Consider the following 25,719-nt stretch of genomic DNA (forward strand, 5'->3'; position numbering starts at 1 on the left):
AAGTACCACCACCACGAGATGACCTTCTCCATGGTGTACGCCTACAGCGAGAACTACGTCCTGCCGATCTCCCACGACGAAGTCGTCCACGGCAAACGCTCCCTGGTGTCGAAGATGCCCGGCGACTGGTGGCAGCAACGCGCCACCCACCGCGCCTACCTCGGCTTCATGTGGGCCCACCCCGGCAAACAACTCCTCTTCATGGGACAGGAGTTCGCGCAGGGCGCCGAGTGGTCGGAGGCGCACGGCCCGGACTGGTGGCTCCTCGATCCAGCGTACGGCGCGGAGGCGGAGCACCGCGGGGTGAGGGACCTGGTCCGCGACCTCAACATCGTCTACCGCCACACCCCGGCCCTGTGGCAGCGGGACACGGACCCCGCCGGCTTCGAGTGGATCGTGGGAGACGCGGCCGACGACAACGTCTTCGCCTTCCTGCGCCTCGACGCCGAAGGAACCCCCCTCCTCGCCGTCTCGAACTTCTCGCCCGTCGTCCGCCACGACTACCGTCTCGGTGTCCCCGACTCCATCCCCGCCTGGCACGAGACCCTCAACACCGACGTCGGCAAGTACGGCGGCGGCGACCTGACCAACCCGGACGTCATCAAGCCGGAGGCGACCGCCTGGCACGGCCGCCCGGCCAGCATCACCCTGACGCTGCCGCCCCTGGCAACGGTGTGGCTACGGCCCGAGTAGCCGGGAGCGGCACTCCGTAGAGTGGTCCGGGTCCACGTCGGTGCTCCACGGGGAGTTGCGGGCCCATGCGATCCGGAAACACACGCGGGGCGGCCCTGGCCGCCCTGCTCTGCGCTGTCGCCGTACTGCTCGGCGCGTGCGGAACGCAGGTGGCCGGCCGGACGACCTCGCCGTCGGCCACCGCCACCGCGCCGGTCACCGGGCTTCCGTGGACGCTGTCGGCGCCCATCCGGGTCACCGGCGCCACGCTCGGCACCGACCGACGCACGGTGACCATCGCCGCGGACGTGCCCAGCGGCCCGAACCCGTGCGTGCGGAACCTCAAGGCGGTGCTCACCGAACCCGTGGGGAACAGCGTGCGGGTCCAGGTCACCTACACCTCGCCGGCGGGCGACAGACGTTCCGGCTGTACCGAGACGGCCACGGCCAGGACCCGGGTCAAGCTCCCCGAGCCGCTGGGAGAGCGGGAGTTGGTGGTCGGCAACGATGTCGTGTTCACCGCCGAGGGCGCCAAACCGCCCGCGCTACGCCTCTGCGGCGACCTGGGCTGCACTCCTCCGGCCACCGGCTGCACCGTCGCCTCCTACGAGCAGGCGCTGAAGGCGGTCGGCGCGCCCGCGCACACCTATCGGGACGCGGAGCATTGCGACGGCAAGTGGCTGGTGCTGGACTTCTCCTGGCGCACGGGCCCGGTCTGCGGTGACACGACGAACGGGGCCTGCACCTCGCGGCTGGGCGACCGTTGGTTCTTCAAGGCCGAGAAGTCGGGCTGGAAGTCGTTCTTCCGCACCGCGGAGGGGGGCTGCCAGGACGTGCAGGACAGGGAGCCGGCCTTCCCGACCGCCCTCTGCGCGTCGCTGGAGCCCCTCGCCCCGTCGCTGCACCCGACCCACTCCGCGACGACGACCAAGGCGCCCTCGCCCTAACCGGCCAGCGCCTTCGGCAGCCGTCCGGTGTGCAGCACCCCCAGCCGCTGGGTGGCCCGGGTCAGGGCCACGTACAGATCGCTCGTGCCGTACAGCCCCGGCTCGACCACCAGCACGGAGTCGAATTCGAGGCCCTTGGACTGCCGCGGGTCGAGGAGCACGACGGTTTGGGTGAGGTCCGGTTCGGCGCCCGCCGTCACCCCGTCCAGGTGCGCCGCCAGCCTGGGGTGCAGATGGCGTGGGGCGATGACCGCGAGCCGGCCCTCGGCGGGGGTCAGCTCCTCGACCGCCTTGGCCACGGCGCCGGGGAGGTCGTCGGTGGCCCGGACCCAGGGCCGTACGCCGGTCGAACGGACCGAGCTCGGCGGTTCGAAGTCCGGGTTCTCCGCCCGTACGACGGCTGCCGCCAGCTCCATGATCTCGGCGGGCGTGCGGTAGTTGACGCCCAGGCGGGTGTGGTCCCAGCGGTCCTCGACATACGGTTCCAGGATCTTCTGCCAGGAGCCGACGCCCGCCGCCTCCGCGGTCTGCGCGGGGTCGCCGACCAGGGTCATCGAGCGTGTCGGGCTGCGCCGCATGAGCAGCCGCCAGGCCATCGGCGACAGTTCCTGCGCCTCGTCGACGATGATGTGCCCGAAGGCCCAGGTGCGGTCGGCCGCCGCGCGCTCGGCGGCGCTGCGGTGGTCGTCCTCCTCCTGTCGCTCGGCGAACCGTTCGGCGTCGATGATGTCGTGCGCGGACAGCACCTCGGAGTCCTCGTCGTCGATGTCCTCGAACTCATAGGTCCGTGAGGCGTACGAGACGTCCAGCACGCCCTGCGCGTAGGCGACCTGGGTCTCCCGCTCGCGCTCGGCCCGCGCCCTCGCCAACCGCTCGTCCACGCCGAGCAGTTCGGCCGCCTCGTCGAGCAGCGGTACGTCCGCCACGGTCCATGCCCGGGTCACCGGGCGCCGGATCGCGGCCGCGTCCTCGTCGGGGAGGTGTCCCACGGGGTCGGCGAGGAAGTCCGCGACCAGGCGCTGTGGCGTCAGGCGGGGCCACAACTGGTCGATGGCTGCCCAGACTTCACGGTTCTCGGCGATCTCGTCGCGGATCTGTGTGACGTCGCTCGGGTCGAGGAGGTTCGTGCCGTCGTACGGGTCGGTGCCGACACGCTCGGCGTACAGCTCGGTGAGCGTGTTGAGGATGTGGCCCTCGAAGTGCTCGCGGGCGACGTTGTGCGGCAGTCCGGCCTCGCGGGTGCGCTCGCGGGCGACCCGCACCAGGTCGTCGTCGAGCATGAGGATCTCGCGTTCGTGCTCGATCGCGATCACCGGATCGGGCAGCGACTGCCAGTCGCGTACGGCTGCGGCCAGGACGTCCGCCATCGCGGCGTGCCCCTTCACCGCGGCCGCCTCGCGGGTGTCGGTCGCCTTCGCCTTCACACCGGGGAACAGTTCTCCGACCGTCGCGAGGAGCACGCCCGTCTCACCCAGCGAGGGCAGCACCTCGCCGATGTAGCCGAGGAAGGCGGGGTTCGGGCCGACGATCAGGACGGCGCGCTTGGCGAGCAACTCCCGGTATTCGTAGAGGAGATACGCGGCCCGGTGCAGGGCGACGGCCGTCTTGCCGGTGCCGGGGCCGCCCTCGACCACCAGTACCCCACGGTGCGGTGCCCGGATGATCTCGTCCTGCTCCGCCTGGATGGTCTGCACGATGTCGTGCATCCGGCCGGTGCGGGCGGCGTCGAGCGCGGCCAGCAGTACGGCGTCGCCGGTCGGGTCCTCGTGGCCGGTGCGGGTCGCGTCGCCCAGATCGAGGAGCTCGTCGTGCAGGGCGGTGACCTCACGGCCCTCGGTGGTGATGTGCCGGCGCCGCCGCAGGCCCATCGGGGTGTGGCCGGTGGCCAGGTAGAACGGCCGGGCCACGGCGGCCCGCCAGTCGATCAGGAGCGGGGTGCGCTCGGCGTCGTCCCTGCGCAGGCCGATCCGGCCGATGTGGTGACTGGTGCCGGACGTGAGATCGATCCGGCCGAAGCACAGCGAACCGTCCACCGCGTTGAGCGCGGCCAGCAGCCCCGAGCGCTCGGCGACCAGGATGTCCCGCTCCAGGCGGGCCTGCATGGGCGTGTTGCCCTGGGCGAGCGCGTCGGTGACACCGGTCTCGGTGTCACCGCGCAGGGCGTCCACGCGTGCGTACAGGGTGTCGATGAATTCCTGCTCACCGCGAATTTCACCGCTGTTTGACAATTCCACTCCCACGCCGATATACTGTGCCTACTAAGCTTCCTTGCGACTTAATTCCCGTAAAGTCGCGAACCATTGAGTCTAACCAAAGAAATCCCCCCGGCACAATTGCCGGGGGGATTTCTTTGGTTCCGGGGAATCAGATCACATCGGCCAGTTCTTCCAGCAGACGGCGCTTGGGCCGGGCCCCCACCATCGACCTCACGGGCTCACCGCCCCGGAACACCATCAGCGTGGGCGTCGCCATGACGCCGTACGCGATGGTGGTCTGCGGATTGCGGTCCACGTCCAGCTCGACGATCTTCAGCCGCTCGCCCTCCTCCGCCGCGATGCTGTTCAGCACCGGCGTGAGCTGCCGGCAGGGCCCGCACCAGTCCGCCGTGAACTTCACCAGCACCGGTACCTCGGAGCCGATGACTTCCGTCGCGAAATCCGCGTCCGTCACATCGATCACAGTTCCTGTCCTCCCAGTTCGCACAACGGTGGTTCGTCCCCGGCCAGGGCCGCCAGCCGTACGCCGATCTGCGCCCGCACCGTCTGCAGTTCGCCGATCAGCTCGTCCAGCTCCGTCAGCTTGCGCCGGTAGACCGCGAGCGAGGCGGGGCACGAGTCGCCCTCGGGATGCCCGGACCGCAGGCACTCCACGAAGGGCCGCGTCTCCTCCAGGTCGAACCCGAAGTCCTGGAGCGTCCTGATCTGCCGCAGCAGCTTCAGATCGCTCTCGTCGTACGCCCGGTACCCGTTGTCGCCGCGCCGCGCGGGCAGCAGCCCCCGGGACTCGTAGTACCGCAGCGTCCGCGTCGTGGTCCCGGCCCGTGCGGCCAGCTCGCCGATTCGCATACGTACGAACGTAAGCCTTGACCCCGACGTCAAGGCAACAGCGGTTTGCGCTCCACGGGGGAGGTGAGCACGATCGAGGTCGTCGTGCGGCCCAGCGCGGAGACCGCTTCGAGGACGTCCTCCAGGTGGACCGTGTCGCGGACGGCGACCTTGAGGATCCAGCAGTCCTCGCCGACCACGTGGTGCACCTCGGTGATCTCGGGGCGCTCGATCAGCTCCAGGGTCCTCGGGTGCTTCAGGTTGTAGCCGCCGTGCGGGTTGACCCGGATGAACGCCTGGATGCCGTAGCCGAGCCGGGCGGGGGCGACATGGGCGCCGTAGCCGCTGATCACTCCCGCCGCCTCCAGCCGCCGGACCCGCTCGGTGACCGCCGCCGGGCTCAGTCGCACCCGGCGCCCCAGCTCGCTCAGCTTGATCCGGCCGTCGCTCTGGAGAAGCTCCAGGATCTGCCGGTCCAGCGCGTCGAAGGCCACCGAGGTTTCGTCGGTGGCGGCTCGCAGATGCCGAGGTTCTTTCGGTGCGGCGGCCTGAACTCCCATGGTTCCCCCTTCAGAACGTGGATGTACGCCGGGAGAATTATGGTCATGGAAAAGGCACGGGAGATACTGGTCATCGGCGGCAACCGCTATTTCGGCAAGCGCCTCATCGCGCGCCTGCTGGCCGCCGGAAACCGCGTGACCGTACTGAATCGGGGATCCTCGCCGCCACCGCCGGGCGCGACGCATCTGGTCGCCGACCGCAACGACGAGAAGTCCCTGACGGACGCGCTCGGTCCACGGGTGTTCGACGTCGTCGTCGACCAGGTCTGCTACACCCCGCGGCAGGCGGAGATCGCCCGCCGGGTCTTCGCGGGGCGCACCGGGCGCTACGTGATGACGTCGACGGTCGAGGTGTACGAGTACGAGGACTCCATCGCGCTCGTACGGGAGGACGCCGTGGATCCGCTGACGGTGACCGTCGACACCGAACTTCCCTGGGAGGAGCCGGAGTTCCTGGAGTCCCACTACGGCGAGGGCAAGCGGCAGGCGGAGGCGGTGTTCGCGGCCGCTCCGGACTTCCCGTACGCGGCCGTCCGTGTGGCCCATGTACTGGGCGGGGACGACGACTTCACCGGACGCCTCGACCACTACGCCTCCCGCATCCGCACCGGCGAACCGATCGCGGTGCCCTTCTCGAACCAGCCCGCCACCTACATCCACGTCGAGGAGATCGCCGACTTCCTGGCGTGGGCGGCCGGCGAGGAGTTCACGGGACCGGTTAACGCGGCCTCCCACGGCCTGCTGACCACCGTCGAGCTGTGCGAGGCGGTGACCGCGCACCTGCCCCGCGGCAAGGTCGTGCTCCAGCTCGTCGAGGTCGGCGAGGTCTCGCCGTTCTCCTTCTCCCGCTCCTACGGCATGGACAACTCCCGCGCCGCACGGCTCGGTTTCACCTTCGGCGACGTACGGCAGTGGCTGCCCACGGCGATCGCCGAGACCCTCGGGAAGGGCGGCAACTGACATGCGGTACCGCACACTTGGCGACCTGCGGGTGAGTGCCGTCGGGCTGGGCGCGATGCCGCTGTCCCTGGAGGGGCGGCCGGACGAGCGGCGGGCCCTGGCCACCGTGCACGCGGCACTGGACGCGGGCGTCACCCTGCTGGACACGGCGGACTCGTACCATCTGCCCGGCGCCGAGCCCGGCCACAACGAACTGCTGGTGGCCCGCGCCCTCGCCGCGTACGGCGGTGACACGTCCGACGTGCTGGTGACGACGAAGGGCGGCCGGGGCCGGCCGGCCGACGGCGGCTGGACGGTGACGGGCGACCCGCGCCATCTGAAGCGGGCCGCCGAGGGCTCCCTCAAGCGGCTCGGCGTCGAGGCGATCGGCCTCTACCAGTTGCACAAGCCCGACCCGGCCGTGCCCTTCGAGGAGTCGGTCGGCGCACTGCGGGAACTGCTCGACGAGGGCAAGATCCGTCTCGCCGGGGTATCCAACACCGGTGTGGAGCAGATCCGTTCGGCCCGCGCGATCCTCGGTGACCGGCTGGTGTCGGTGCAGAACCGGTACTCCCCCGAGGCGCGCGACAGTGCGGCCGAGCTGCGGCTGTGCGCGGAGCTGGGTCTGGCGTTCCTTCCGTGGAGTCCGCTGGGCGGTATCTCGCGCAGCGCGCTGGACGGGCCGTCGCGGCTGCCGGGGGCGAAACGCTTCGGCGCCTTCCACGAGGTCGCGGCCGAACGCGGGGTCAGTGCCCAACAGGTGTGCCTCGCCTGGCTGTTGGCGAAGTCGCCGACCGTGATCCCGATTCCCGGGGCGAGCCGGCCGGAGACGATCCGGGACTCGGCGGGCGCGGCGGACCTCGTACTGAGTGCGCAGGCGCTGGCGCGGCTGGACGCTCAGCGCAGCGGCGGGTCGTAACGGCCGGGAGGCATCCCCGGGTATCCCGGGTACAGGCCCGGCCCCGGGCGCAGCCCTCTGACGACCCGCATCTCCCCTCCCCCGTCCTCGTCGCCGTCCGCCATCCAGTCCTCGTCCTCGATGTCCTCGGCGCCCCGCACCCCCAGCAGCCGGCGGGTGAGCCGGTCTCGGTCGGACAGCAGCTCGTCGAGGGCCTCGCGGACGTCCTGTGCCTCGGTGCGGTCCGACTCGCGTTCGACGGCGATGAGCACGGACCGGCGTACCAGCTCCTTGGTGAAGGAGGCGGTCGTGCCCTCCGTGCGGGCCACGACCTCGTCCGCGATGTCCTGGCCGAGGCCCAGCCCGCTTCCGTACAGGCCGAACAGGGCGGCGCGGCCCGCGGTGTCCGGGAGGGGGATCTCGACAGCGAGGTCGACCCGGCCGGGGCGCTGCACGAGGGCGGGTTCGAGGAGGTCGGCGCGGTTGGTGGTGAGGAGGAAGGTCACGTCGGCGTCGTCGCCGAGGCCGTCCATCTCGTTCAGCACCTGGAAGAGCAGGGGCTGTTCGCCGCCGCCGTAGTCGCGGGCCTCGGCGATGAGGTCGCAGTCCTCCAGGACGACGAGGGCCGGCTGGAGCATCCGGGCCAGTGCGCAGGCCGGGCCGATGGCCCCGATGCTCTCGCCGGACAGGATCACCACCGTGAACTGCGGGAGGTGGGAGAGGAGATAGCGGATCGTGTGCGTCTTGCCGGTGCCGGGCGGGCCGTACAGCAGCAGGCCCCGGCGCAGATGCTGACCGGCCGCGCGGAGCTGTTCGCGGCGCCGGGCCACACCCACGACCTGGCGCTCCACGCGGTCCAGGAGCCCGGCCGGCAGCACGATGTCGTCGCGGGTCAGGTCGGGGCGGCGGTGGAAGCGGAACGGTCCGAGGCCATGGCCGAACTCCGAGCCCTCGAAGGAGAGGACCTGTCCGCGGAAGACGTTGTGCTCGCGCAGGAGGGCGTCGATCTCGGCGAGGAAGCGGTCCCCGAACTCCTTCTCTCCGGCGAGGACTTCGAGCTCGACCTTGTTGCGTCCGTACTCGTCCTGCGGACCGCGCAGGAGGACGGCGAACCGCTCGTCGCCCTCCGTGCCGAGGTAGAACCCGCTGGAGACACAGGCCAGTTCCTCGTCCGGGGAGACCGGCAGGTGGGCGTAGTCGACGGCGCCGATCACGAACCGCTGGTGGCGGTCGGCGACTTCGAGGATGTCGCCGAGGGCGAGCTCGCCGTGGCGCTGGGAGCCGCGCATGCCGATCAGTTCATGGGTACGGCCGTCGGCGGCGAACCAGCGCTCCAGGGCGAGGTGGACGTTGGGCAGGTCGTAGGAGGCGTACGCGGCCTTCACCACCGGGCGGTCCGTCGGTGCCGAGCCCAGGTGGTCGCGGAGCCGCTTGGCCAGGTCGCGGCTGCCGTCGGCGTCGGCGCGCTTCGGGCGGGCGACCGCCGCGAGGAACTCGTAGAACAGCTCGCTGATCCGGTCCAACGACAGGGGCGAGGGGTCGCGGTCCTTCCCGTACCTCGCCTCGTACTCGGCGCTGCTGACGATCTCCACCCCACCGGGCTCCCCCATGTCCGCCTCCGCGTCGCTCCGCCCCGAGGTTCTCCAGCCTGCGCCCCTGCGAGCCGCGGGTCAAAGCATTTGGGGCAAGTGGTCGCGAACAGACCGGAAAGGGATGGGAGACGTCACTCAGGTGGCGTCGAGCAGAGCCCGCTCCTCTTCGCATCCCCGGTTCAGCCCGCCTTCGGAACCGCCCCGTCGAGCCGCGGCGCCGCCGCCTCCGTACGTCCCGTCAGCAGGAGCAGCAGTGCGGAGACCGGGCCGCTGATCTCCTCCCCCTCACCCCGCGTCCACTCGATGTCGGTGGCGACGAGGCGGGCCTTCGGCAGTGGCCAGGGGCGGGGCGGGAAGCGCATGGTCCACACCCGGTCGGCGGAGTCGCGGGCGGCGGCCGGGGGCATCTCATGGTGCCGGCCGAGCGCGAGGGCGATGTCCTGGCCGTGGACGAGGAGGTCGAGGAGGGGTTCGCGGGGCGAGGTGGTGGGGGCGAGGCGACGGGAGCCGATGGTGGAGCGCAGGTTGGCGACGATCTCGGCGACGGGCCGCTCCGCCTCGCGTACGGCCGAGTCGTGGATCATCCGGTTCCAGTCGCCGCGGGCGCGGACCATCTCCCGGACGACCTGCCCGTACGTGAAGCGCGCCGCGACGGTGAGATGCGCGGCGACGTCCCGCACCCGCCAGTCGCCGCACCGCGTGCGCGTCTCCCACTCCTCGGGGCGCAGCCCCTCCAGGAGGTCGGCCAGGCTCGCGCGCTCCCGGTCGACGATCTGCCAGAGCTCGTCGGTGTCCAGCGCGGCATCCGAGACAGCACCCACGGAAATCACCCACTCAAGTGGTAAGCTTCTCTGACCAAATTAGTCAGGGACTCTGACCAATGTCAAGCAATACGGACCGGAGGCGTCGACCATGGTTCCGGAGAGCGAGCTCACGACGGGCGTGCTCCTGTTCCTCCCGTACCGGGCCCTGGAGAACCGCGTCTTCGCCGCGCTCGCCGAGGCCGGCTTCGACGACTTCACGCCCGCCCAGGCCCGGGTCATGCAGCGCATCGGCCCCGAGGGCACGCGTCTGACGGAACTGGCCGAACAGGCCCAGATCACCAAGCAGACCGCCGGCTTCCTGGTCGACCAGCTGGAGAGGACGGGCTATGTGACGCGGGTCCCGGACCCGACGGACGGACGCGCCCGCCTGGTCCGCGGCGCGGCGAAGGCCTGGGCGGCCAAGGAGGTCGCCGACGCGGTGGTCGCCGAGGTCGAGAGGGAGTGGGAGGAGCACCTGGGCAAGCGGCGGATGAAGCAGTTGCGCGAGGCCCTGACGCTGCTGCGGGAGATCACGGACCCCTGGGCCTAGGCCGGGGCTCCCACCTTCGCCGCCTCCTCGACCTCCAGCAGCGAGGCACTCCGTCGTTCCACCTCGAAGGCGCGGTGACCGCCACGCAGGCCGAACAGCCGCTTGGCCAGGAGGATGTAGAGGACGGCCAGGATGTTGAGGACCAACGTGGCGATCTTCAACCAGCTGATGTGCTCGGTGAGTTCGTAGATCTCCAGAGGCAGGAACGCGGCCGTGGCGACGACCGTCAGATACTCCGCCCAGCGCTTGGCGTACCAGAGGCCGACCGCCTCGACGAGTTCGATCAGGGCGTAGGCCAGGAGCAGCACCGCGACCAGGAGCAGGGTGTTGTGCCGGTAGCCGAAGGTCTTCTGGATGGTGCCCACGACCGGTGAGTGGTCCAGGTCGTAGTGGAAGTGCCCGAACACCGGGCGGAAGACGTCCAGATACTCGTCGAAGAGGCGGCGCACCGCGTCCTGGCTGTTACTGAACTTCCAGACCGCCAGCGCCACCAGCACGATGAACACCCCGCGCACCGCCCGCTCGACGGCGAGGAAGCGCAGGATGAAAAGGTCGCGCAGGACCTTGCCGCGCGGCACCAGCGGGGCTTCGGAGGCCGTCCCGGAACCGTGCGGCTCCCCCAGTGCGAAGTCGCCGCAGCGCAGACAGCGCCAGACCTCCCCGAGGGCGGTCTCGGCGTGCAGCCTCGCCCGCAGCCGGGGGTCGTCCGGCACGTACGTCACATGTCCGCGCCGCGCGCACGTCCGCCGGTCCCAGTCGATCGCCATCCCCCTGCCTCCACCAACATGCCGCGCCTGTACTGGACAGACGCGGCACGCTAGTGGGAACGGGTAAGAGTTCGGTGAGTCAGCGGCTGCCGGCCGACTCCTTCTCCTCCGCGGCCGCTTCGACGGGCTCCGCCGCCTTCTTCCGCCCCGGCAGCAGCACCGCGACCAGCACTGTGCCGACGCCCAGGACCACGGCCCCGATCAGGCTGGTGTGGGCGACCGCGTCCGAGAAGGAGGAGCCGACCGCGTCGGCCATCTGCTTGGCCCCGGCGGCGAGTTGATCGGCCTGCGCCTTCAGCTGGGCCGCCTGCTGGGGGTCCGTCGCCTTCGCGGCCTGTCCGGCGATCTGCCGGGCCTGCTCCCCGATGCCCTGCGCGACGGTGTACCCGGCACCGACCGAGTCCTGCGCGGTGTCGAGTGTGGACGCGGGGAGCTTGCTGCCGGCCGTGGCATCGGCGAGGTGGCCGGAGTACGACGTCGCCAGCAGCGAGCCGAGGATCGCGATGCCGAGCGAGCCGCCGAGCTCGATCGAGGTGTCGTTCACCGCGCCGCCGACGCCCAGTTCGGACTCGGGGAACGCCCCCATGATCGCGTCCGTGGCGGGCGAGAGGGCGAGGCCGATCGCCAGGCCGAGGACGGCGAGCGGGGCGACGAAATCGCCGTACGACGAACCGGCGTCCACCTGTGTCAGCAGCGCGAGCGCCGCGGTGCCGCCGACCATGCCCGCGGTGACCGTCCACTTCATGCCGACCCGCGGGGTGAGGAAGGCGGTCAGGGCCGAGCCCGCGAAGACCGCGCCGGCGAGCGGCAGCATGCGCAGGCCGGTCTCCAGGGCGCTGTAGCCGAGGACGAACTGGAGGTGCTGGGTGAGGTAGTAGAAGGCGCCGAAGACGGCCAGGAAGAACAGGGCGACGGCGAGGTTGGAGCCGGCGAAACCGCGGTCGGTGAAGCGGCGGACGTCGACGACGGGGCGGGGGTGACGCAGCTCCCACAGGACGAAGGCCAGCAGTCCGGCGCCCGCGACGACCGCGGCGCCGATCGCCTTCACGCCCCACCCGAAGTGCGGGCCTTCGATGATCATGTAGACCAGCGAGCCGATCCACACCACCGACAGCAGCCCGCCGACGTAGTCGATCCGGCCCTTGTCCCTGGCCTTGGACGGCGGTACGAGGACCAGGGCGCCGACGATCGCGAGCGCGGCGACGGGGACGTTGATGAGGAACGTCGAGGTCCAGTCGTGGTTCTCCAGGAGCGCGCCCGCGACCAGCGGACCCGCCGCGATGGCCACGCCCGACGTGGCGGTCCACACGGTGATCGCCTTGGCCCGCTCGGCGCGCGGGAAGGCCGAGGCGAGCAGGGACAGCGTCGCCGGCATGATCATCGCGGCGCCGGTGCCCATCACGGCACGGGCCGCTATGACCGTCGTGGAGCTGTCGGCGAAGTACCCGAAGACGGACCCGCCGCCGAACACGGCCAGGCCGAGCAGCAGGGCGCCGCGGCGGCTGTACTTGTCGCCGATCGCGCCGAGCAGCAGCATCAGCGCGGCGTACGGGACGGTGTAGCCGTCGATGACCCACTGCAGGTCGGCGCTGGACAGACCGAGGTCCTCGGTCATGGCGGGCGCGGCGACCGTGAGGGCGGTGTTCGCCATCACGATGATCAGCAGGCTCAGACAGAGGACGAGGAGCGCCCACCAACGACGGGCGTAGGGGCGGTCCATCCTCTCGACCGGTTCGGTCATGACGAGTCGCATGGCAGGGGTGGCCTTCCTCGGCGGACTTGATTCCACGGCTTGCACAGCATTGTGCAGTTGCACAACGATGTGCAATGTATGCCCACTGCACAGCACTGTGCAAATCGGTGAGGAAGGAGGCACAATGGCGTCCATGACCACGGGTAACACCAGTCGCGCCGACGCCAACCGCCGCCGCATCCTCGACGTGGCGCTCGCCGAGCTGCTGCGCGATCCGGACGCGTCGATGGACCAGATCGCGCGCGCCGCGGGAGTCGTACGGCGGACCGTGTACGGGCACTTCCCCAACCGCGAGGCGCTGCTGAGCACCCTCGTCGACGGAGCCGTCGAGGCGGTGGCGGCCGCCGACGAGGCGGGGCGCAAGGGCGTCGAGGACCCGGCGCAGGCCCTGGCCGCCTCCACTCTCGCGGTCTGGGAGGTCGCCGACCGCTATCGCATCCTGGTCGCGCTGGCCCAGCGCAGCGTGACGATGCAGGGCATCCGGGAACGTCTGGCGCCGGTGCGCGAGTCCAGCGAGGCGCTGCTGCGGCGCGGCCTGGACGAGGGCGTCTTCGTCTCCGTGCTGCCCGTGCCGGCCCTGGCGTACGTCCATGAACAGCTGGTGTTCGCGGTGATGGAGGCGGTGAACGACGGCCTCCTGGCACCCGAAGAGGCGGGCCGCTCCGCCGCGGTCACCGTACTGACCGCGGCGGGCGTACCCGCCTCTCGTGCCACCGAACTGGTGGCGAAGCTGAGCGATTGAGTTGTACTGCCTTTGACCACTGCCCGGGCGGCTGAGCGACGGGGGAGCTACTCAGCCGCCCGGAGTCTGTTGCCCTCGCGGGGCCGGGCCCTGCCTCTAGGCCTTGGCGAGTTCCTTCTCTCCGCCCTGCTCCGGCACGTCCGCGACAACGGTCTCGTGGCCGTCGTCGAGGAGGGTCTTCTCGTCGAAGGGAAGGTGACCGGCGAGGACCTGGTCGACGCGCTCGCGGTCGATCTCCTTGGTCCAGGTGCCGATCAGGACCGTGGCGACGGCGTTGCCCGCGAAGTTGGTGAGGGCGCGGGCCTCGCTCATGAAGCGGTCGATGCCGACGATGAGGCCGATGCCGTCCACCAGGGCCGGCTTGTGCGACTGCAGACCACCGGCCAGCGTGGCCAGACCCGCGCCGGTGACACCGGCGGCGCCCTTCGAGGCGACGAACAGGAAGAGCAGCAGCGGGATCTGCTCACCGATCGACATCGGCGTACCCATGGCGTCGGCGATGAACAGCGAGGCCATGGTCATGTAGATCATGGTGCCGTCGAGGTTGAAGGAGTAGCCGGTCGGGACGGTGATGCCGACGACGGGCTTGCTGATGCCCAGGTGCTCCATCTTCGCGATGAGCCGCGGCAGCGCGGACTCGGAGGAGGAGGTCGACAGGATGAGCAGGAACTCACGGCCGAGGTACTTGAAGAGCGTGAGGATGTTCAGGCCCGCGATCACCCGCAGCAGCGTGCCGAGCACGATGAAGACGAACAGGATGCAGGTGGTGTAGAAGCCCAGCATCAGCAGGGCGAGGTCCTTCAGCGCGTCCACGCCGGCGGAGCCCACGACCGCGGCCATGGCACCGAAGGCACCGATCGGGGCGGCCCACATGATCATGGCGAGGATGCGGAAGACGAGACGCTGGATGTGCTCGACACCGCGCAGGACCGGCGCACCGGCAGGACCCATGGCCTGCAGCGCGAACCCGGCGAGCAGGGCGATGAGCAGCGTCTGCAGGACCTCGCCCTGGGTGAACGCGGAGATCATCGTGGTCGGGATGATGCCGAGCAGGAACTCGGTGGTGTCCTTGGCCTCCGCGTCGACCTGTGCGTGACCGGCGTCCTTGACCGCGTCGGTCACCGCGAGGCCGGTGCCCGGGTCCAGGATGTTGCCGACGACGAGGCCGATGCCCAGCGCGACCATCGACATGATCGTGAAGTAGAGCAGCGCGATACCGCCGACGGCACCGACCTTGGCGGCCTTCCGTACCGAACCGATACCCAGCACGATCGTGCAGAAGATGATCGGCGAGATCATCATCTTGATCAGGTTCACGAAGCCCGTACCGATGGGCTTCAGCTCGACGGCGAAGTCCGGCGCGACCATGCCGACAAGAATGCCGATGGCGACCGCGACGATCACCGCGATGTACAGATAGTGGGTGCGGTCCCGCTTGGCGGGCGCGGCAGATGCGGTTTCGGGGGTGCTGGCGGCCACGGCTGCCCTCCTTTGACGTCTTCGTCGGTTGACACCGGCGTGCGGCTCACGTCCGGGCTTTAGAGGAATGCCGTGACTATCTCCCGCCCTGTGAGGGCGGTCACCCTTCCGTTCATTTAGTTCACACTTACTGTCGGAGGCACACTGACGACATGCACATCCCGGTCCCGAGACCCCGCAGCCTGGCCGGCCAGCTCTTCGCCATGCAGGCCGTGCTCATAGCGGTGCTCGTCGCCGGGTACGCGCTCTTCACCTACGTCAGCGACCGCAGCCAGGCCGAGGACGCGGCCGGCCGCCAGGCGATGGGGGTGGCCCGCGCGGTCGCGGACGCCCCTTCCGTACGGGAGGCCATCGGTACGTCCGATCCGTCGGCGAAGCTCCAGCCGTACGCGCTGCGGGTGATGCACGACGCCGACGTCGACTTCGTCACGATCATGAATCCGAAGGGGATCCGCTGGACACATCCCCGCGAGGAGGAGATCGGCAAGCACTTCCTCGGCAACATCTCCCCCGCCCTGCGCGGCGACTCCTTCACCGAGACCTACACGGGCACGCTCGGCGCCTCGGTCCGCGCGGTCACCCCCATCAAGGCGGACGACAAGGTCGTGGGCCTGGTCAGCGCGGGTATCCGGGTCGAGGCGATCAGCGAGCGGGTGCAGGGCCAGCTGACGGCCCTGCTGGGCGTCGCCGCGGGCGCGCTGGCGCTGGGCGCGGTGGGCACGTACGTCATCAACGCCCGCCTGCGCCGGCACACCCACAACATGAACGCGACCGAGCTCAGCCATATGCACGACTACCACCAGGCCGCGTTGCACGCGGTGCGCGAGGGGTTGCTGATGCTGGACGGGCAGTACCGGGTGGCGCTGATCAACGACGGCGGCCGGGAACTGCTCGGCGTGGCCGATGACGTGGTGGGCCGCTCGGTGGCGGAACTCGGCCTGCCCGCGCCCCTGACGGGCGCGCTGCTGGCGTCGGAGCCACGGGTGGACGAGGTGCACCTGACGGCGGACCGGGTCCTGGTCATCAACACGTCACCGGTGTCCGGAGGGGACCGCCGGGGCACGGTCGTGACCCTGCGCGACGTGACCGAACTCCAGTCCCTGATGGGCGAGTTGAACTCCGAACGCGGCTTCACCCAGGCGCTGCGCTCGCAGGCGCACGAGGCGGCTAACCGTCTCCACACCGTCGTCTCGCTGATCGAACTCGACCGGGCCGAGGAGGCGGTGGACTTCGCCACGGCCGAACTGGAACTGGCGCAGGCGCTCACCGACCAGGTGGTGGCGGCGGTGAGCGAACCAGTGCTGGCGGCCTTGCTGCTCGGGAAGACGGCACAGGCGAACGAGCGGGGCGTGGAGCTGGTGGTGTCGGAGGACAGCCGCCTGGACGACGGTCTCCTGCCGGCCTCACTCCCCGCCCGCGACCTGGTGACGATCCTCGGCAACCTGATCGACAACGCGGTGGACGCGGCGCAGGGCAGCGTGGGCGCGCGCGTCACGGTGACGGCGTACACGGAAGCCGACGAACTGATCCTGCGCGTCTCCGACACCGGCGGCGGCGTGGACCCGGCACACGCGGAGGCGGTGTTCCAGCGAGGCTTCTCGACCAAGCCGGCGGGCCCGGGCGGCCGGGGGCTGGGCCTGGCTCTCGTACGCCAGGCGGTCGGCCGCCACGAGGGCACGCTGACGGTGGCCGAGGCCACCGGAGGCGGGGCGGAGTTCGAGGTTCGCGTGCCGTTGCGGGGCGGGGGGTCGGGGGAGACCGGGGTGCGGGGGGCTACCGGGACCGGGGACGACGGGAGCGTCGGGGGCGGGGCGGAGACCCGGGGCGGAGTGCAGACCGGGAACGTCGGGAGCGAGTCGGAGACCGGAGGCGCGGCGCAGACCGCGGGCGTCGGGAGCGAGTCGGAGACCGGTGCGTCGGTGTCCTCGTGGGGGAGCGACGGGGAGGCGGCGCGGGAGACCTCGCGGGGCGGTGGTGTGGGGGCCGGGCGTACGGTGGGCGCGGCGGCGTCCGAAGATGCGTCGACGACAGGTGCCGCACCGGTGGGGATCGAGCCGCGAGCCCCGGGGCCGGAGGGTGCCGAACCGGAGGGCTCCGAGCGTGGGGCGCCCGCGCCGGAGGGCGCCGGTTCGCGGGGTACCGCTTCTGGAGGCGACGCATGACGACCCAGCCACAGCCGATCCGTGTCCTGGTCGTGGAGGACGACCCGGTCGCCGCGGACGCGCACGTCATGTACGTCAACCGGGTGCAGGGCTTCACGGCCGTGGGCAAGGCGCACACCGGGGCGGAGGCGCGGCGCCTGCTGGACCGTACTCCGGTGGACCTGCTCCTGCTGGACCTGCACCTCCCCGACGTGCACGGTCTCCAGTTCGCCCGCTCCCTCAGGGCCGCCGGACATCAGGCGGACGTGATCGCGGTGACGTCGGCGCGGGACCTGACGGTGGTACGGGAGGGGGTCTCGCTGGGTGTCGTCCAGTACGTCCTGAAGCCGTTCACCTTCGCCACGTTGCGGGACCGGCTGGTGCGGTACGCCGAGTTCCACGCGTCGGCCGGCGAGGCCAGCGGGCAGGACGAGGTGGACCGGGCGCTGGCGACACTGCGCGCGCCGGGACCGGCGGCGCTGCCGAAGGGGTTGAGCTCCCCGACGCTGGAACGGGTCACCGTGGCGCTGCGGGACAGCGGGGAGGGGCTGACCGCCACCGGACTCGCGGAGGTCGTGGGGATCTCCCGGATCACCGCCCGGCGCTATCTCGAGCATCTGGTGGACGCGGGGAGGGCGGCGAGGGCTCCGCAGTACGGGACGGTGGGGCGGCCGGAGTTGCAGTACCGGTGGGTCAAGGGGCCGTAGGACCGAACGGCCGCGTATATACGACGACTTGGGCCGCCAGCCCGATCACGGTCAGCGCCTCGACGAGCGACAGGACGAGAAGTCCGGCGCCGTTGTCTCCCGCCGCCCAGTAGACGGTGAGCCCGGCGAGGGGTACGACGCAGAAGGCCAGGAGGTCGATCCCGCACTGGATGACTTTGCGCTGGCGCCGGCGGGAGTCTGAGCGGTGGGCGGTCTCCCAGGTGAACGCGTCCTCGGCCCGGGCGAGTTGGGCGAGCTTCGGCCCCAGTTCGTGGCGTACGTGCCTGCCGATCGCGGAGATCTTCTCGTCGTTGACGAGGTACGTCCACCCGAGCACGACGCACACGGGCGGGAGCGCGAGCAGCATGTCGGGGCGTTCCGCCTGGGCGGTGGCGGCGATGACCGCGGCGACGATGGTGAGGGTGACGTAGAGGAGGTTGTCGCGGAAGCCGATGCGGGTCTTCTGCTCGTCCTTGAGGGTCTGGTACTCGGCGAGGAGGAGTTGCCCGACGGTCACGTCATACCGGTCCGGCATCAGCTCTCCTTTGTCCCCAACGGCGTCCCTGCGCAGGTCACTTGGCCGTACCTTAAGGGAGTGACTCGACCCACCGTGGCAGTGTTGACCGCGTTGTCCCTTGAGTACACGGCCGTGCGGGGACACCTCTCCGACGTACGGAAGCAGGAGCATCCGCGAGGCACGCGCGCCGCGGTGGGGGTGCTGGCGGGTACGCCGTGGTCGGTCGCCCTGGTGCAGCTGGGCGAGGGGAATCTGACGGCCGCCGCGCTCACGGAGCGGGTGATGACGTGGCTGGAGCCGGAAGCCGTCTTCTTCGTCGGGGTCGCCGGGGGGCTGAAGAGCGACATCGCGTTGGGTGACGTGGTGGTGGCGACCAAGGTGTACGCCGTGCACGGGGGCAAGGACACGGACGAGGGCTTCCATGTACGACCGGAGGCCTGGCGGGCCTCGCACCGGTTGCGGGCCGCGGCTCAGGACGCGTTGCGCGACGATCCCCGGGCGCACCTGAAGCCGGTCGCCGCGGGGGATGTGGTGCTGGCGGCCTCGTCGTCCGCGCTGGCCGAGCATCTGCGCAAGTACTACAACGACGCCGCCGCCATCGAGATGGAGGGCGCGGGGGTCGCGAGTGCGGTGGACCTCGCGGGTGGGGACGCGTTGGTGATCCGCGGGATCAGCGATCGGGCCGACGGGGACAAGTCCCTGGTGGACGGGGAGGGGTGGCAGCCCCGGGCGGCCGCGAGTGCGGCTTCGGCCTTGGTGGCGGTGTTGCGGGAGCTACGGCCGTTCGGTGGGCGGTCGTCACCGGCGGGTTCGGCGGGGAGTTCGGCGGGGGCCGATGACTCCGAGGAGGGTTCCCCTCGTGGGTCCGTCTACGGAGGGGACCACTTCGACTTCCGGAACAGCACGTTCAACGGACCGTTCGTGGGCAAGCGGGTGGAACGGGGGGACGGGGACCGGTAGGCGCCGCTCGATGCCTGGGCCGGTGCCTGCCGTACCCAATCCGCCGCAGACTCATTGACCTGACTAGACCACTCCCCCTACGTTCACCGGGCAGCCACCCGGCCACCCCCACGTGAGCCCGTAGGAGGTCATGCCCGTGCGCCCCACCGCCGTTCTCCCCGTACTCCTCGCCGCCGCCCTCACCGCCACCGCCCTCACCGCGTGCAGCTCCGGTTCCGGAAGCGACCCGGACACACTGAAGGTCTCCTTCAAGCAGTCCACGGACAACTCCATCAAGGTGATGGACGAGTACCTCGCCGACATCAAGAAGCAGTTCGAGAAGGCGAACCCCGGCAAGAAGGTCGAGCTCGTCCCGATCAAGGCCCCGGACTCGGAGTACTACACCAAGGTCCAGCAGATGCTCCGCTCCCCCAAGACCGCCCCGGACCTGGTCTACGAGGACACGTTCCTCATCAACTCCGACATCACCAGCGGGTACTTGAAGCCCCTGGACGCCTACCTCGCCAAGTGGCCGGACTGGAACCAGTTCATCGACACGGCGAAGACCGCGGCCAAGGCCGAGGACGGGAAGACGTACGGCGTCCCGGACGGCACGGACACCCGGGGACTCTGGTTCGACAAGGGCATCTTCGCCAAGGCCGGCCTCCCCGCCGACTGGCAGCCCAAGACCTGGGACGACGTCCTCGAAGCCGCCCGCACGATCAAGGAGAAGGTTCCCGACGTCACCCCTCTCAACGTCTACACCGGCAAACCCGCAGGTGAGGCCGCGACGATGCAGGGCTTCGAGATGCTGCTCTACGGCACGGCCGACGGCACCGCGGACCCCCTCTACGACACCGCCACCAAGAAGTGGATCGCCGGCGGCCAGGGCTTCAAGGACGCCCTCTCCTTCGTCGAGACGGTCTACAAGGAGAAGCTCGGCCCGGACGTCGAGACCGCCCTGGACCCCAACATCCAGACCGTCATCCGCGGCGACCTCCTGCCCAAGGGGAAGCTCGGCATCGACCTGGACGGCTCCTGGCTCCCGCAGGACTGGCTGGAGGGCAGCGGGCACGAATGGCCCGAGTGGTCACAGAAGTTGGGCCTCGCGTACATGCCCACCCAGCATGGCCAGGCCCCCGGCAAGGTGAGCATGTCCGGCGGCTGGACATGGGCGATCCCGTCGAAGGCGGCCAATCCCGACCTCGCCTTCGACTTCATCAAGACGATGCAGACGAAGGCGAACGCCCAGAAGTGGTACGTCGCCAACTCCGGCATCTCGGTCCGCAAGGACGTCGCCGAAGACCCCGCGTACGCCGACGCCCAGCCCGGCATCAAGTTCTTCACCGACCTGGTCGCGAGCACGCACTACCGGCCCGCCTACCCGGCGTACCCGAAGGTCTCCACCGCGATCCAGGAGGCGATGGAGGGTGTGACGACGGGCGACATGTCGGTGGCGGAAGCGGCGAAGGCCTACGACGAGGAACTGAGAACGGCCGCCGACGGCAAAGTGATCGAGAAGTGAGCCCTCTCCCATGAGACTCACCAGGACCGCCCGCGCCCTCCCCCTCGCCCCCTCCGTGATCCTCCTGCTCCTCTTCCTGGCCGGCCCGATCGCGTACTGCGCCTACATCGCCTTCACCGACCTCCAACTCACCGGCCAGGCCCAGGAGTCGTTCATCGGCTTCGAGAACTTCCGTACGGCGTTCGGGGACGAGGCGTTCCTGAACGCGGTGTGGCTGACGCTGGTCTTCACGGTCGTGTCGGCGCTGATCGGCCAGAACACGCTGGGCCTGGCGCTGGCCGCGCTGATGCGGCGCGCGTCGAAGCCGGTGCGCACGGTCGTCGGCGCGGTGGTGATCGCGGCGTGGGTGCTCCCGGAGGTGGTCGCCGGTTTCCTCCTCTACGCCTTCTTCCGCCGCGAGGGCACCCTGAACGCCATCCTGGACCGGCTCCATCTCCCCACCCAGAACTGGCTGTTCACCCTGCCGATCCTCGCGGTGTCGTTCGCGAACGTGTGGCGGGGCACGGCGTTCTCCATGCTGGTCTACTCGGCGGCGCTGAACGAGATCCCCAGGGAGATCACCGAGGCCGCGGAGGTCGACGGCGCGGGCGGCTGGCGCCGCATGTGGCACATCACCCTCCCGATGATCCGCCGCTCCATCGGCACGAACCTCATGCTCATCACCCTCCAGACCCTGTCCGTCTTCGGTCTGATCTGGGTGATGACGAGAGGCGGGCCGGGAGGCAAGAGCCAGACCCTCCCCCTCTTCATGTACGAGGAGGCTTTCCAGAAGAGCATGATCGGCTACGGCACCGCGGTGGCGCTGCTGCTTCTGGTGGTGGGCTCGCTGTTCTCGGCGGTGTACGTACGCCTGCTCCGGACGGAGGTCTGACACCCATGGCATCCCGCAGCACCACCACCCGCCGCCTGGCGGCCGACACGGGCCTCCTGGTGGTGGCCGCGGCATTCATGCTCCCGCTGGCGTGGGTGCTCCTGTCCTCGGTGGACCCGGACGCGAACCTCCGCGTGAAACTCCCCGACGGCGTCACCCTGTCCCACTTCGACGCGGTCCTGACACCGGAGATCACGTTCACGCCGCTGTTGAACAGTCTGCTGCTGTGCGGTGGCGGCACCCTGCTGACGGTGGTGTGCGCGGCGCTGGCGGCGTACCCGCTCTCCCGCTTCCGGTCCCGCCTGAACCGCCCCTTCCTCCTGACGATCCTCTTCGCCACGAGCCTCCCGATCACCGCGATCATGGTCCCGGTGTACGCCCTGTTCGTCCAGGTGAACCTGATCGACACCCTGCAAGGCACGATCTTCTTCTTCGCGGCTTCTCAACTGCCGTTCGCGATATGGCTGATGAAGAACTTCATGGACGGCGTACCGAAGGAACTGGAGGAGGCGGCCTGGACGGACGGCGCGTCATCCTTCCAGTCCCTGCTCCGGATCGTCCTCCCGCTCATGGGGCCCGGTGTGGCGGTGGTGACGGTCTTCTCGTTCGTGATGATGTGGGGCAACTTCTTCGTCCCGTTCATGCTGCTGCTGACGCCGGATCAGATGCCGGCGGCGGTGAGCATCAACGAGTTCTTCGGGAACCGGGGGATGGTGGCGTACGGGCAGCTGGCCGCGTTCTCGGTGATCTACTCGACGCCGGTGATCCTGCTGTACGTGCTGGTGGCTCGGCGGTTGGGCGGAGGGTTCGCGTTGGGTGGGGCGGTCAAGGGGTGAGGGGTTCGGCTGCCGCGGTCCGCGCCGCGGCAGCCCGGTCGGGAGCGTTGGCCCGGTCGAAGGAGACGCGAGTTCCGCGGCGGCCTCGGTCTCATCGGCGACCCGCCTGTCAGCCGGATCCGCGATCCGCAGGGCCCGGTCGAGAAGCTCGTACGCCTCCTCCGGCATCAGCTCCCCCAACGCCACCAACCGTGCCCCCAGTTGAGGCAACTGGTTGCGCGAGGTGACCAGCAGCCGATGCCGCATGTCACCGGGAAGCAGCGGCCGCACCTGATCCGGGGAGGAGGCATTGTCGGCGAGCACCAGTACCGCTCCCCGCTCCCGCCCCCGCTCGGCGAGTAGCGAGCGGTACAGCGCGGCCCGCTCGTCCACCCGGACGGGAACGTGCTCCGGCGCCGCACCGAGCGCCCGCAGCAAGGCTTCGAGCGCCTGCTGCCCCGTGACGGGATCGTCGTCGTACCCATGGAGATCCAGGAAAAGCGCGCCGCCCGGAAACCATTCCCGCTCGCATGCCCTGCGAGCGACCTCCACCGCGAGCGCTGTCTTGCCGATGCCGCCGAGCCCGGAGAGCACGGCAACCAGCACCGGAGCCGCCTCCGCGCGCCCGCTGGACACAGCCGGCTCCAACACGTGGAGCAACTGACCCAGCTCACCACCTCGACCGGTGAACCCGCTCACCCGCGCGGGCAGGGCCTCCAAAGCCGTAGGCGCCGCCGCATGCTGGTAGACGTCCCCGTTCGCGACAAAGGTCCCCTTGAACTCCCCGCCCCTGAAGTCAAGATGATCCCCGTCGTACCGCCCGCCCCGGCCACCCATGGAACCGCCCCCGCGCCGCCTTCGCTAAGCCCCCTCAGGCAATACCCCCGGACGGAACGGCTCCACCCCCACAACCCTCCGCACCTTCACCGGCTCGATCAACAACATCACTCGCCGCTCCCCCGCCAACAACCACGGATACCGCTCCTCCCCGATGTACTTCCGAGTAAGCCGGTCCATGGACCGCTCCGCCTCCTCCCCCTCGACGAAACGCACGACCCGCCCCCGGATCTCCACCCGGTCGTAGGGGTTCTCGGGGTCATGGTGCGACAGCGAAACGCTCGGATTGCGCCGAAGATTCTCCTCCTTCACGCGCCCGATCGCCGTGTTGACCATGACGTACTCCCCTTCGAGATCCGCCCACATGGGCGAGACCTGCGGAGACCCGTCCGCCCCCACCGTCGCGAGGTGCCAGAAGTTCGGCGCCAGCAACCGCTCGCGAATATGCCCCTCTACCTTGCCATTCACCTCGTACACGAAGATCCACACACCTTTCCGGAATCCCGATCAAGCCACTGCGCGTCATCCTCGCCACCACCCCCACCCACCCGACAGCCGATCTTCAGCCACCCCCGACCGGGGCCTGAACCGTACGTTCCTACAATCCGTGATCCTGGCCGAACAGACCGTAGTCTTCGGAGCGCAACGCCCCTACGTTGTGCCCCGTGCGCCGACCCCCAGCCCTCCCGAACCAGCCAGGCCCTCCCTTCAACGCCCCCGCCGCCCGCCGCCTCCGTACCGCCCTGAACATGGGCCCCGAACATGTCGCCTACGGCATGCGGGCCTCCTACGGGCTGCCCTACGTCACCCCGGACCTCGTCGTCGCGTGGGAACGGGGGACGACGAACCCCACCAGTCCCGAACTCACCGCTCTCGCGGGCGTGTTGTGGTGTTCCGCCGGCGAACTCATCGGCAAGCCGCGCACTCTGCGCGAGCACCGGATCAGGCGGGGCCTGGCCCCCGAGGACGTCGCCCATGCCCTGGGGCTCGAACTCCTCGCCTATCTGCGCATGGAGGAGAACAACGACTGGCGCGGCAACGACCGTCAGTCCGCCGTCCTCGCCGAGGTGCTGGACCTGGCCCTGCCGGACTTCGTCACCGTCACGGGCCGCGAGCCACGGCTGACCGAGCATCTCCGCAGCGCCGTCACCACGCGCTGGCAGGCGTACGTCCGTCCCGTGAGCAAGATCGTGCCCCTGGACCGGCGGCTCCTGGAGGATGTCCTCCAAGAGCTGCACCAGGAGTACCAGGGGCAGATGGTCGCCACGCTGAGCTGGGGAGAAGGCAGCGCGGCAGGCGATTCGAGCCACTCGGGCCGAGACTTCCTCGACCGGATCGTCGACAACTTCTGGACGAACGTCCAGAAGGTCACGGGATAAACGACGTCCCGGTGAACACGGTCCGGGCGAACTCGGTCCGGGCGAGCAGGGTCTAGAAGACCGACTCCGCCTCGTCCATCCGGTCCTTCGGCACCGTCTTCAACTCGGTCACCGCCTCCGCCAGCGGCACCGTCACGACGTCCGTCCCGCGCAGCGCCGTCATCCGCCCGAACTCACCCCGGTGCGCGGCCTCCACCGCGTGCCACCCGAAGCGGGTCGCCAGGACGCGGTCGTACGCCGTCGGTACGCCACCTCGCTGGACGTGGCCCAGGATGACCGGCTTGGCCTCCTTGCCGAGCCGTCGCTCCAGCTCGTACGCCAGCGCCGTACCGATGCCCTGGAAGCGCTCGTGGCCGAACTGGTCGATGTCGCCCTTGCCGTAGTCCATGGAGCCCTCGGCGGGGTGCGCGCCCTCGGCGACGCAGATGACGGCGAACTTCTTGCCGCGGGAGAAGCGCTCCTCGACCATCTTGACCAGGTCGGCCGGGTCGAAGGGGCGCTCGGGGAGACAGATGCCGTGGGCACCGGCGGCCATGCCGGACTCCAGGGCGATCCAGCCCGCGTGGCGGCCCATGACCTCGACGACCATCACCCGCTGGTGGGACTCGGCCGTCGTCTTGAGGCGGTCCATCGCCTCCGTGGCGACCCCTACCGCCGTGTCGAAACCGAAGGTCCGGTCCGTCGAGGAGATGTCGTTGTCGATCGTCTTCGGAACGCCGACGACCGGGAGGCCCGCGTCCGACAGCATCCGCGCCGCCGTCAGCGTGCCCTCACCACCGATCGGGATCAGCGCGTCGATGCCGAAGTCACGGGCGATGTCGGGCGCGTTCTCACAGGCCTCGCGGAGGCGGTCGCGCTCCAGACGGGAGGAGCCGAGGATCGTGCCGCCGCGGGCCAGGATGCCGCTCACCGCGTCCAGGTCGAGGCTGCGGTAGTGGCTGTCCAGGAGACCCGCGTAGCCGTCCTCGAAGCCGATCACCTCGTCGCCGTACTGCGTGACCGCTCGGTGCACGACCGACCGGATCACTGCGTTCAGGCCGGGGCAGTCGCCGCCTGCGGTGAGAACTCCGATACGCATCGTGCTGTGTCTCCTGCTCGCTGTTGATACCGGTGAGCCAGTCCGATTGTTTCACGTCCCACACCGCACTGCCGCCTCCACTCCTGACGGGCGCCTTATCCAGCGCGAGAGGTATTGTCAAGAGGGTTCTGCTCACCTCGGTGGGCGATTTTTGTGCCCCCTCT

The 25,719-nt window shown here is 70.0% G+C and carries 25 protein-coding genes; 13 read left to right on the forward strand and 12 right to left on the reverse strand.

From position 1 onward, the window contains the following. Both ACWD3I_RS20540 and ACWD3I_RS20545 read left to right on the forward strand, forming a co-directional pair. Nucleotides 1–693: alpha amylase C-terminal domain-containing protein (locus tag ACWD3I_RS20540; protein ID WP_451084132.1), on the forward strand; the 693-nt coding region annotated here is incomplete at its 5' end. A 65-nt stretch (nucleotides 694–758) separates the two neighbouring features. After that, nucleotides 759–1,619: a hypothetical protein gene (locus ACWD3I_RS20545; RefSeq protein WP_365414007.1), complete on the forward strand. Its 861-nt coding sequence runs from the start codon at nucleotides 759–761 to the stop codon at nucleotides 1,617–1,619. Here ACWD3I_RS20545 and ACWD3I_RS20550 read toward each other — a convergent pair. The 4 genes from ACWD3I_RS20550 to ACWD3I_RS20565 all read right to left on the reverse strand — a co-directional run bounded on the left by ACWD3I_RS20550 (nucleotide 1,616) and on the right by ACWD3I_RS20565 (nucleotide 5,223). Continuing rightward, nucleotides 1,616–3,829 carry a HelD family protein gene (locus ACWD3I_RS20550; RefSeq protein WP_365414009.1) on the reverse strand — a complete coding sequence of 738 codons (2,214 nt, stop codon included), beginning with the start codon at nucleotides 3,827–3,829 and terminating at the stop codon, nucleotides 1,616–1,618. The genes ACWD3I_RS20545 and ACWD3I_RS20550 overlap by 4 nt on opposite strands. A 154-nt stretch (nucleotides 3,830–3,983) precedes the next feature. Next, nucleotides 3,984–4,298 carry a thioredoxin family protein gene (locus ACWD3I_RS20555; protein WP_365414005.1) on the reverse strand — a complete coding sequence of 105 codons (315 nt, stop codon included), beginning with the start codon at nucleotides 4,296–4,298 and terminating at the stop codon, nucleotides 3,984–3,986. Then, nucleotides 4,295–4,684: a MerR family transcriptional regulator gene (locus ACWD3I_RS20560; protein ID WP_365414003.1), complete on the reverse strand. Its 390-nt coding sequence runs from the start codon at nucleotides 4,682–4,684 to the stop codon at nucleotides 4,295–4,297. Before ACWD3I_RS20560 ends, ACWD3I_RS20555 begins: the two co-directional genes overlap by 4 nt. A gap of 29 nt (nucleotides 4,685–4,713) precedes the next feature. Next, a complete protein-coding gene (locus tag ACWD3I_RS20565) occupies nucleotides 4,714–5,223 on the reverse strand; it encodes an Lrp/AsnC family transcriptional regulator (RefSeq protein ID WP_451084133.1) in 510 nt (169 codons plus the stop codon). A 45-nt stretch (nucleotides 5,224–5,268) separates the two neighbouring features. On the opposite strand from ACWD3I_RS20565, the gene ACWD3I_RS20570 reads away from it, so the two are divergent. Together ACWD3I_RS20570 and ACWD3I_RS20575 are read left to right on the forward strand one after the other, a co-directional pair. After that, complete coding sequence (locus tag ACWD3I_RS20570) at nucleotides 5,269–6,183, forward strand: NAD-dependent epimerase/dehydratase family protein (RefSeq protein ID WP_451084134.1); 915 nt, start codon at nucleotides 5,269–5,271, stop codon at nucleotides 6,181–6,183. 1 nt (nucleotide 6,184) lies between these two features. Then, nucleotides 6,185–7,081, forward strand: coding sequence for an aldo/keto reductase (locus tag ACWD3I_RS20575; protein ID WP_365393202.1), 897 nt, complete (start codon nucleotides 6,185–6,187; stop codon nucleotides 7,079–7,081). Here the strand turns inward: ACWD3I_RS20575 and ACWD3I_RS20580 are convergent. Then, on the reverse strand, nucleotides 7,060–8,670 hold the full coding sequence (locus ACWD3I_RS20580) for an ATP-binding protein (RefSeq protein WP_365393199.1): 1,611 nt from the start codon (nucleotides 8,668–8,670) through the stop codon (nucleotides 7,060–7,062). The genes ACWD3I_RS20575 and ACWD3I_RS20580 overlap by 22 nt on opposite strands. Nucleotides 8,671–8,831: 161 nt before the next feature. Then, on the reverse strand, nucleotides 8,832–9,473 hold the full coding sequence (locus tag ACWD3I_RS20585) for a maleylpyruvate isomerase family mycothiol-dependent enzyme (protein ID WP_451084135.1): 642 nt from the start codon (nucleotides 9,471–9,473) through the stop codon (nucleotides 8,832–8,834). Between the two features lie 91 nt (nucleotides 9,474–9,564). On the opposite strand from ACWD3I_RS20585, the gene ACWD3I_RS20590 reads away from it, so the two are divergent. Continuing rightward, nucleotides 9,565–10,005, forward strand: coding sequence for a MarR family winged helix-turn-helix transcriptional regulator (locus ACWD3I_RS20590; protein ID WP_365393193.1), 441 nt, complete (start codon nucleotides 9,565–9,567; stop codon nucleotides 10,003–10,005). Here the strand turns inward: ACWD3I_RS20590 and ACWD3I_RS20595 are convergent. Continuing rightward, nucleotides 10,002–10,772, reverse strand: coding sequence for a DUF2127 domain-containing protein (locus tag ACWD3I_RS20595; RefSeq protein ID WP_365393190.1), 771 nt, complete (start codon nucleotides 10,770–10,772; stop codon nucleotides 10,002–10,004). The genes ACWD3I_RS20590 and ACWD3I_RS20595 overlap by 4 nt on opposite strands. A 79-nt stretch (nucleotides 10,773–10,851) precedes the next feature. Next, on the reverse strand, nucleotides 10,852–12,525 hold the full coding sequence (locus ACWD3I_RS20600) for an MFS transporter (RefSeq protein WP_365393187.1): 1,674 nt from the start codon (nucleotides 12,523–12,525) through the stop codon (nucleotides 10,852–10,854). A 124-nt stretch (nucleotides 12,526–12,649) separates the two neighbouring features. Between ACWD3I_RS20600 and ACWD3I_RS20605 the strand changes: the two genes are divergently transcribed. Then, on the forward strand, nucleotides 12,650–13,267 hold the full coding sequence (locus tag ACWD3I_RS20605) for a TetR/AcrR family transcriptional regulator (RefSeq protein WP_365393184.1): 618 nt from the start codon (nucleotides 12,650–12,652) through the stop codon (nucleotides 13,265–13,267). 96 nt (nucleotides 13,268–13,363) lie between these two features. Here the strand turns inward: ACWD3I_RS20605 and ACWD3I_RS20610 are convergent, their stop codons facing one another. After that, nucleotides 13,364–14,746, reverse strand: a complete 1,383-nt coding sequence (locus ACWD3I_RS20610; RefSeq protein ID WP_323185128.1) for a cation:dicarboxylate symporter family transporter — start codon at nucleotides 14,744–14,746, stop codon at nucleotides 13,364–13,366. A 152-nt stretch (nucleotides 14,747–14,898) separates the two neighbouring features. Between ACWD3I_RS20610 and ACWD3I_RS20615 the strand changes: the two genes are divergently transcribed. After that, nucleotides 14,899–16,908, forward strand: a complete 2,010-nt coding sequence (locus tag ACWD3I_RS20615) for an ATP-binding protein (RefSeq protein ID WP_365393181.1) — start codon at nucleotides 14,899–14,901, stop codon at nucleotides 16,906–16,908. Continuing rightward, nucleotides 16,905–17,594: a response regulator gene (locus tag ACWD3I_RS20620; protein ID WP_266887881.1), complete on the forward strand. Its 690-nt coding sequence runs from the start codon at nucleotides 16,905–16,907 to the stop codon at nucleotides 17,592–17,594. Before ACWD3I_RS20615 ends, ACWD3I_RS20620 begins: the two co-directional genes overlap by 4 nt. Here the strand turns inward: ACWD3I_RS20620 and ACWD3I_RS20625 are convergent. Next, entirely contained in the window at nucleotides 17,581–18,129 is a 549-nt protein-coding gene (locus tag ACWD3I_RS20625; protein WP_365393179.1) for a hypothetical protein, read from the reverse strand. The genes ACWD3I_RS20620 and ACWD3I_RS20625 overlap by 14 nt on opposite strands. Before the next feature lie 75 nt (nucleotides 18,130–18,204). On the opposite strand from ACWD3I_RS20625, the gene ACWD3I_RS20630 reads away from it, so the two are divergent. The 4 genes from ACWD3I_RS20630 (at nucleotide 18,205) to ACWD3I_RS20645 (ending at nucleotide 22,282) form a co-directional block, all read left to right on the forward strand. After that, nucleotides 18,205–19,071 carry a 5'-methylthioadenosine/S-adenosylhomocysteine nucleosidase gene (locus ACWD3I_RS20630; protein WP_365393176.1) on the forward strand — a complete coding sequence of 289 codons (867 nt, stop codon included), beginning with the start codon at nucleotides 18,205–18,207 and terminating at the stop codon, nucleotides 19,069–19,071. A 130-nt stretch (nucleotides 19,072–19,201) separates the two neighbouring features. Continuing rightward, the gene (locus ACWD3I_RS20635) at nucleotides 19,202–20,575 is read left to right on the forward strand and encodes an extracellular solute-binding protein (protein WP_365393173.1); all 1,374 of its coding nucleotides are present in this window, start codon (nucleotides 19,202–19,204) and stop codon (nucleotides 20,573–20,575) included. A gap of 10 nt (nucleotides 20,576–20,585) precedes the next feature. Continuing rightward, complete coding sequence (locus tag ACWD3I_RS20640) at nucleotides 20,586–21,446, forward strand: carbohydrate ABC transporter permease (protein WP_365393170.1); 861 nt, start codon at nucleotides 20,586–20,588, stop codon at nucleotides 21,444–21,446. Between the two features lie 5 nt (nucleotides 21,447–21,451). After that, nucleotides 21,452–22,282 (forward strand): carbohydrate ABC transporter permease, encoded by an 831-nt coding sequence (locus ACWD3I_RS20645; protein WP_365393167.1) that lies wholly within the window; start codon nucleotides 21,452–21,454, stop codon nucleotides 22,280–22,282. Between the two features lie 840 nt (nucleotides 22,283–23,122). Here the strand turns inward: ACWD3I_RS20645 and ACWD3I_RS20650 are convergent. After that, on the reverse strand, nucleotides 23,123–23,575 hold the full coding sequence (locus tag ACWD3I_RS20650) for a PPOX class F420-dependent oxidoreductase (protein WP_266887896.1): 453 nt from the start codon (nucleotides 23,573–23,575) through the stop codon (nucleotides 23,123–23,125). 188 nt (nucleotides 23,576–23,763) lie between these two features. Between ACWD3I_RS20650 and ACWD3I_RS20655 the strand changes: the two genes are divergently transcribed. Next, nucleotides 23,764–24,477, forward strand: coding sequence for a helix-turn-helix domain-containing protein (locus ACWD3I_RS20655; RefSeq protein ID WP_365393164.1), 714 nt, complete (start codon nucleotides 23,764–23,766; stop codon nucleotides 24,475–24,477). A 52-nt stretch (nucleotides 24,478–24,529) separates the two neighbouring features. On the opposite strand, the gene ACWD3I_RS20660 is transcribed toward ACWD3I_RS20655, so the two are convergent. Beyond that, nucleotides 24,530–25,555: an ATP-dependent 6-phosphofructokinase gene (locus tag ACWD3I_RS20660; RefSeq protein ID WP_266887900.1), complete on the reverse strand. Its 1,026-nt coding sequence runs from the start codon at nucleotides 25,553–25,555 to the stop codon at nucleotides 24,530–24,532. Nucleotides 25,556–25,719 lie beyond the last annotated feature (164 nt).

This window comes from Streptomyces sp. NPDC002817 (assembly GCF_053592055.1).

Bases quoted from the DNA above. Each gene is read 5' to 3' on its own strand.
- ACWD3I_RS20545 (WP_365414007.1), top strand. From the start codon at position 759: ATGCGATCCGGAAACACACGCGGGGCGGCCCTGGCCGCCCTGCTCTGC.
- ACWD3I_RS20560 (WP_365414003.1), bottom strand. From the start codon at position 4,684: ATGCGAATCGGCGAGCTGGCCGCACGGGCCGGGACCACGACGCGGACG.
- ACWD3I_RS20565 (WP_451084133.1), bottom strand. From the start codon at position 5,223: ATGGGAGTTCAGGCCGCCGCACCGAAAGAACCTCGGCATCTGCGAGCC.
- ACWD3I_RS20570 (WP_451084134.1), top strand. From the start codon at position 5,269: ATGGAAAAGGCACGGGAGATACTGGTCATCGGCGGCAACCGCTATTTC.
- ACWD3I_RS20575 (WP_365393202.1), top strand. From the start codon at position 6,185: ATGCGGTACCGCACACTTGGCGACCTGCGGGTGAGTGCCGTCGGGCTG.
- ACWD3I_RS20580 (WP_365393199.1), bottom strand. From the start codon at position 8,670: ATGGGGGAGCCCGGTGGGGTGGAGATCGTCAGCAGCGCCGAGTACGAG.
- ACWD3I_RS20590 (WP_365393193.1), top strand. From the start codon at position 9,565: ATGGTTCCGGAGAGCGAGCTCACGACGGGCGTGCTCCTGTTCCTCCCG.
- ACWD3I_RS20595 (WP_365393190.1), bottom strand. From the start codon at position 10,772: ATGGCGATCGACTGGGACCGGCGGACGTGCGCGCGGCGCGGACATGTG.
- ACWD3I_RS20600 (WP_365393187.1), bottom strand. From the start codon at position 12,525: ATGCGACTCGTCATGACCGAACCGGTCGAGAGGATGGACCGCCCCTAC.
- ACWD3I_RS20605 (WP_365393184.1), top strand. From the start codon at position 12,650: ATGGCGTCCATGACCACGGGTAACACCAGTCGCGCCGACGCCAACCGC.
- ACWD3I_RS20615 (WP_365393181.1), top strand. From the start codon at position 14,899: ATGCACATCCCGGTCCCGAGACCCCGCAGCCTGGCCGGCCAGCTCTTC.
- ACWD3I_RS20620 (WP_266887881.1), top strand. From the start codon at position 16,905: ATGACGACCCAGCCACAGCCGATCCGTGTCCTGGTCGTGGAGGACGAC.
- ACWD3I_RS20625 (WP_365393179.1), bottom strand. From the start codon at position 18,129: ATGCCGGACCGGTATGACGTGACCGTCGGGCAACTCCTCCTCGCCGAG.
- ACWD3I_RS20635 (WP_365393173.1), top strand. From the start codon at position 19,202: ATGCCCGTGCGCCCCACCGCCGTTCTCCCCGTACTCCTCGCCGCCGCC.
- ACWD3I_RS20640 (WP_365393170.1), top strand. From the start codon at position 20,586: ATGAGACTCACCAGGACCGCCCGCGCCCTCCCCCTCGCCCCCTCCGTG.
- ACWD3I_RS20645 (WP_365393167.1), top strand. From the start codon at position 21,452: ATGGCATCCCGCAGCACCACCACCCGCCGCCTGGCGGCCGACACGGGC.
- ACWD3I_RS20660 (WP_266887900.1), bottom strand. From the start codon at position 25,555: ATGCGTATCGGAGTTCTCACCGCAGGCGGCGACTGCCCCGGCCTGAAC.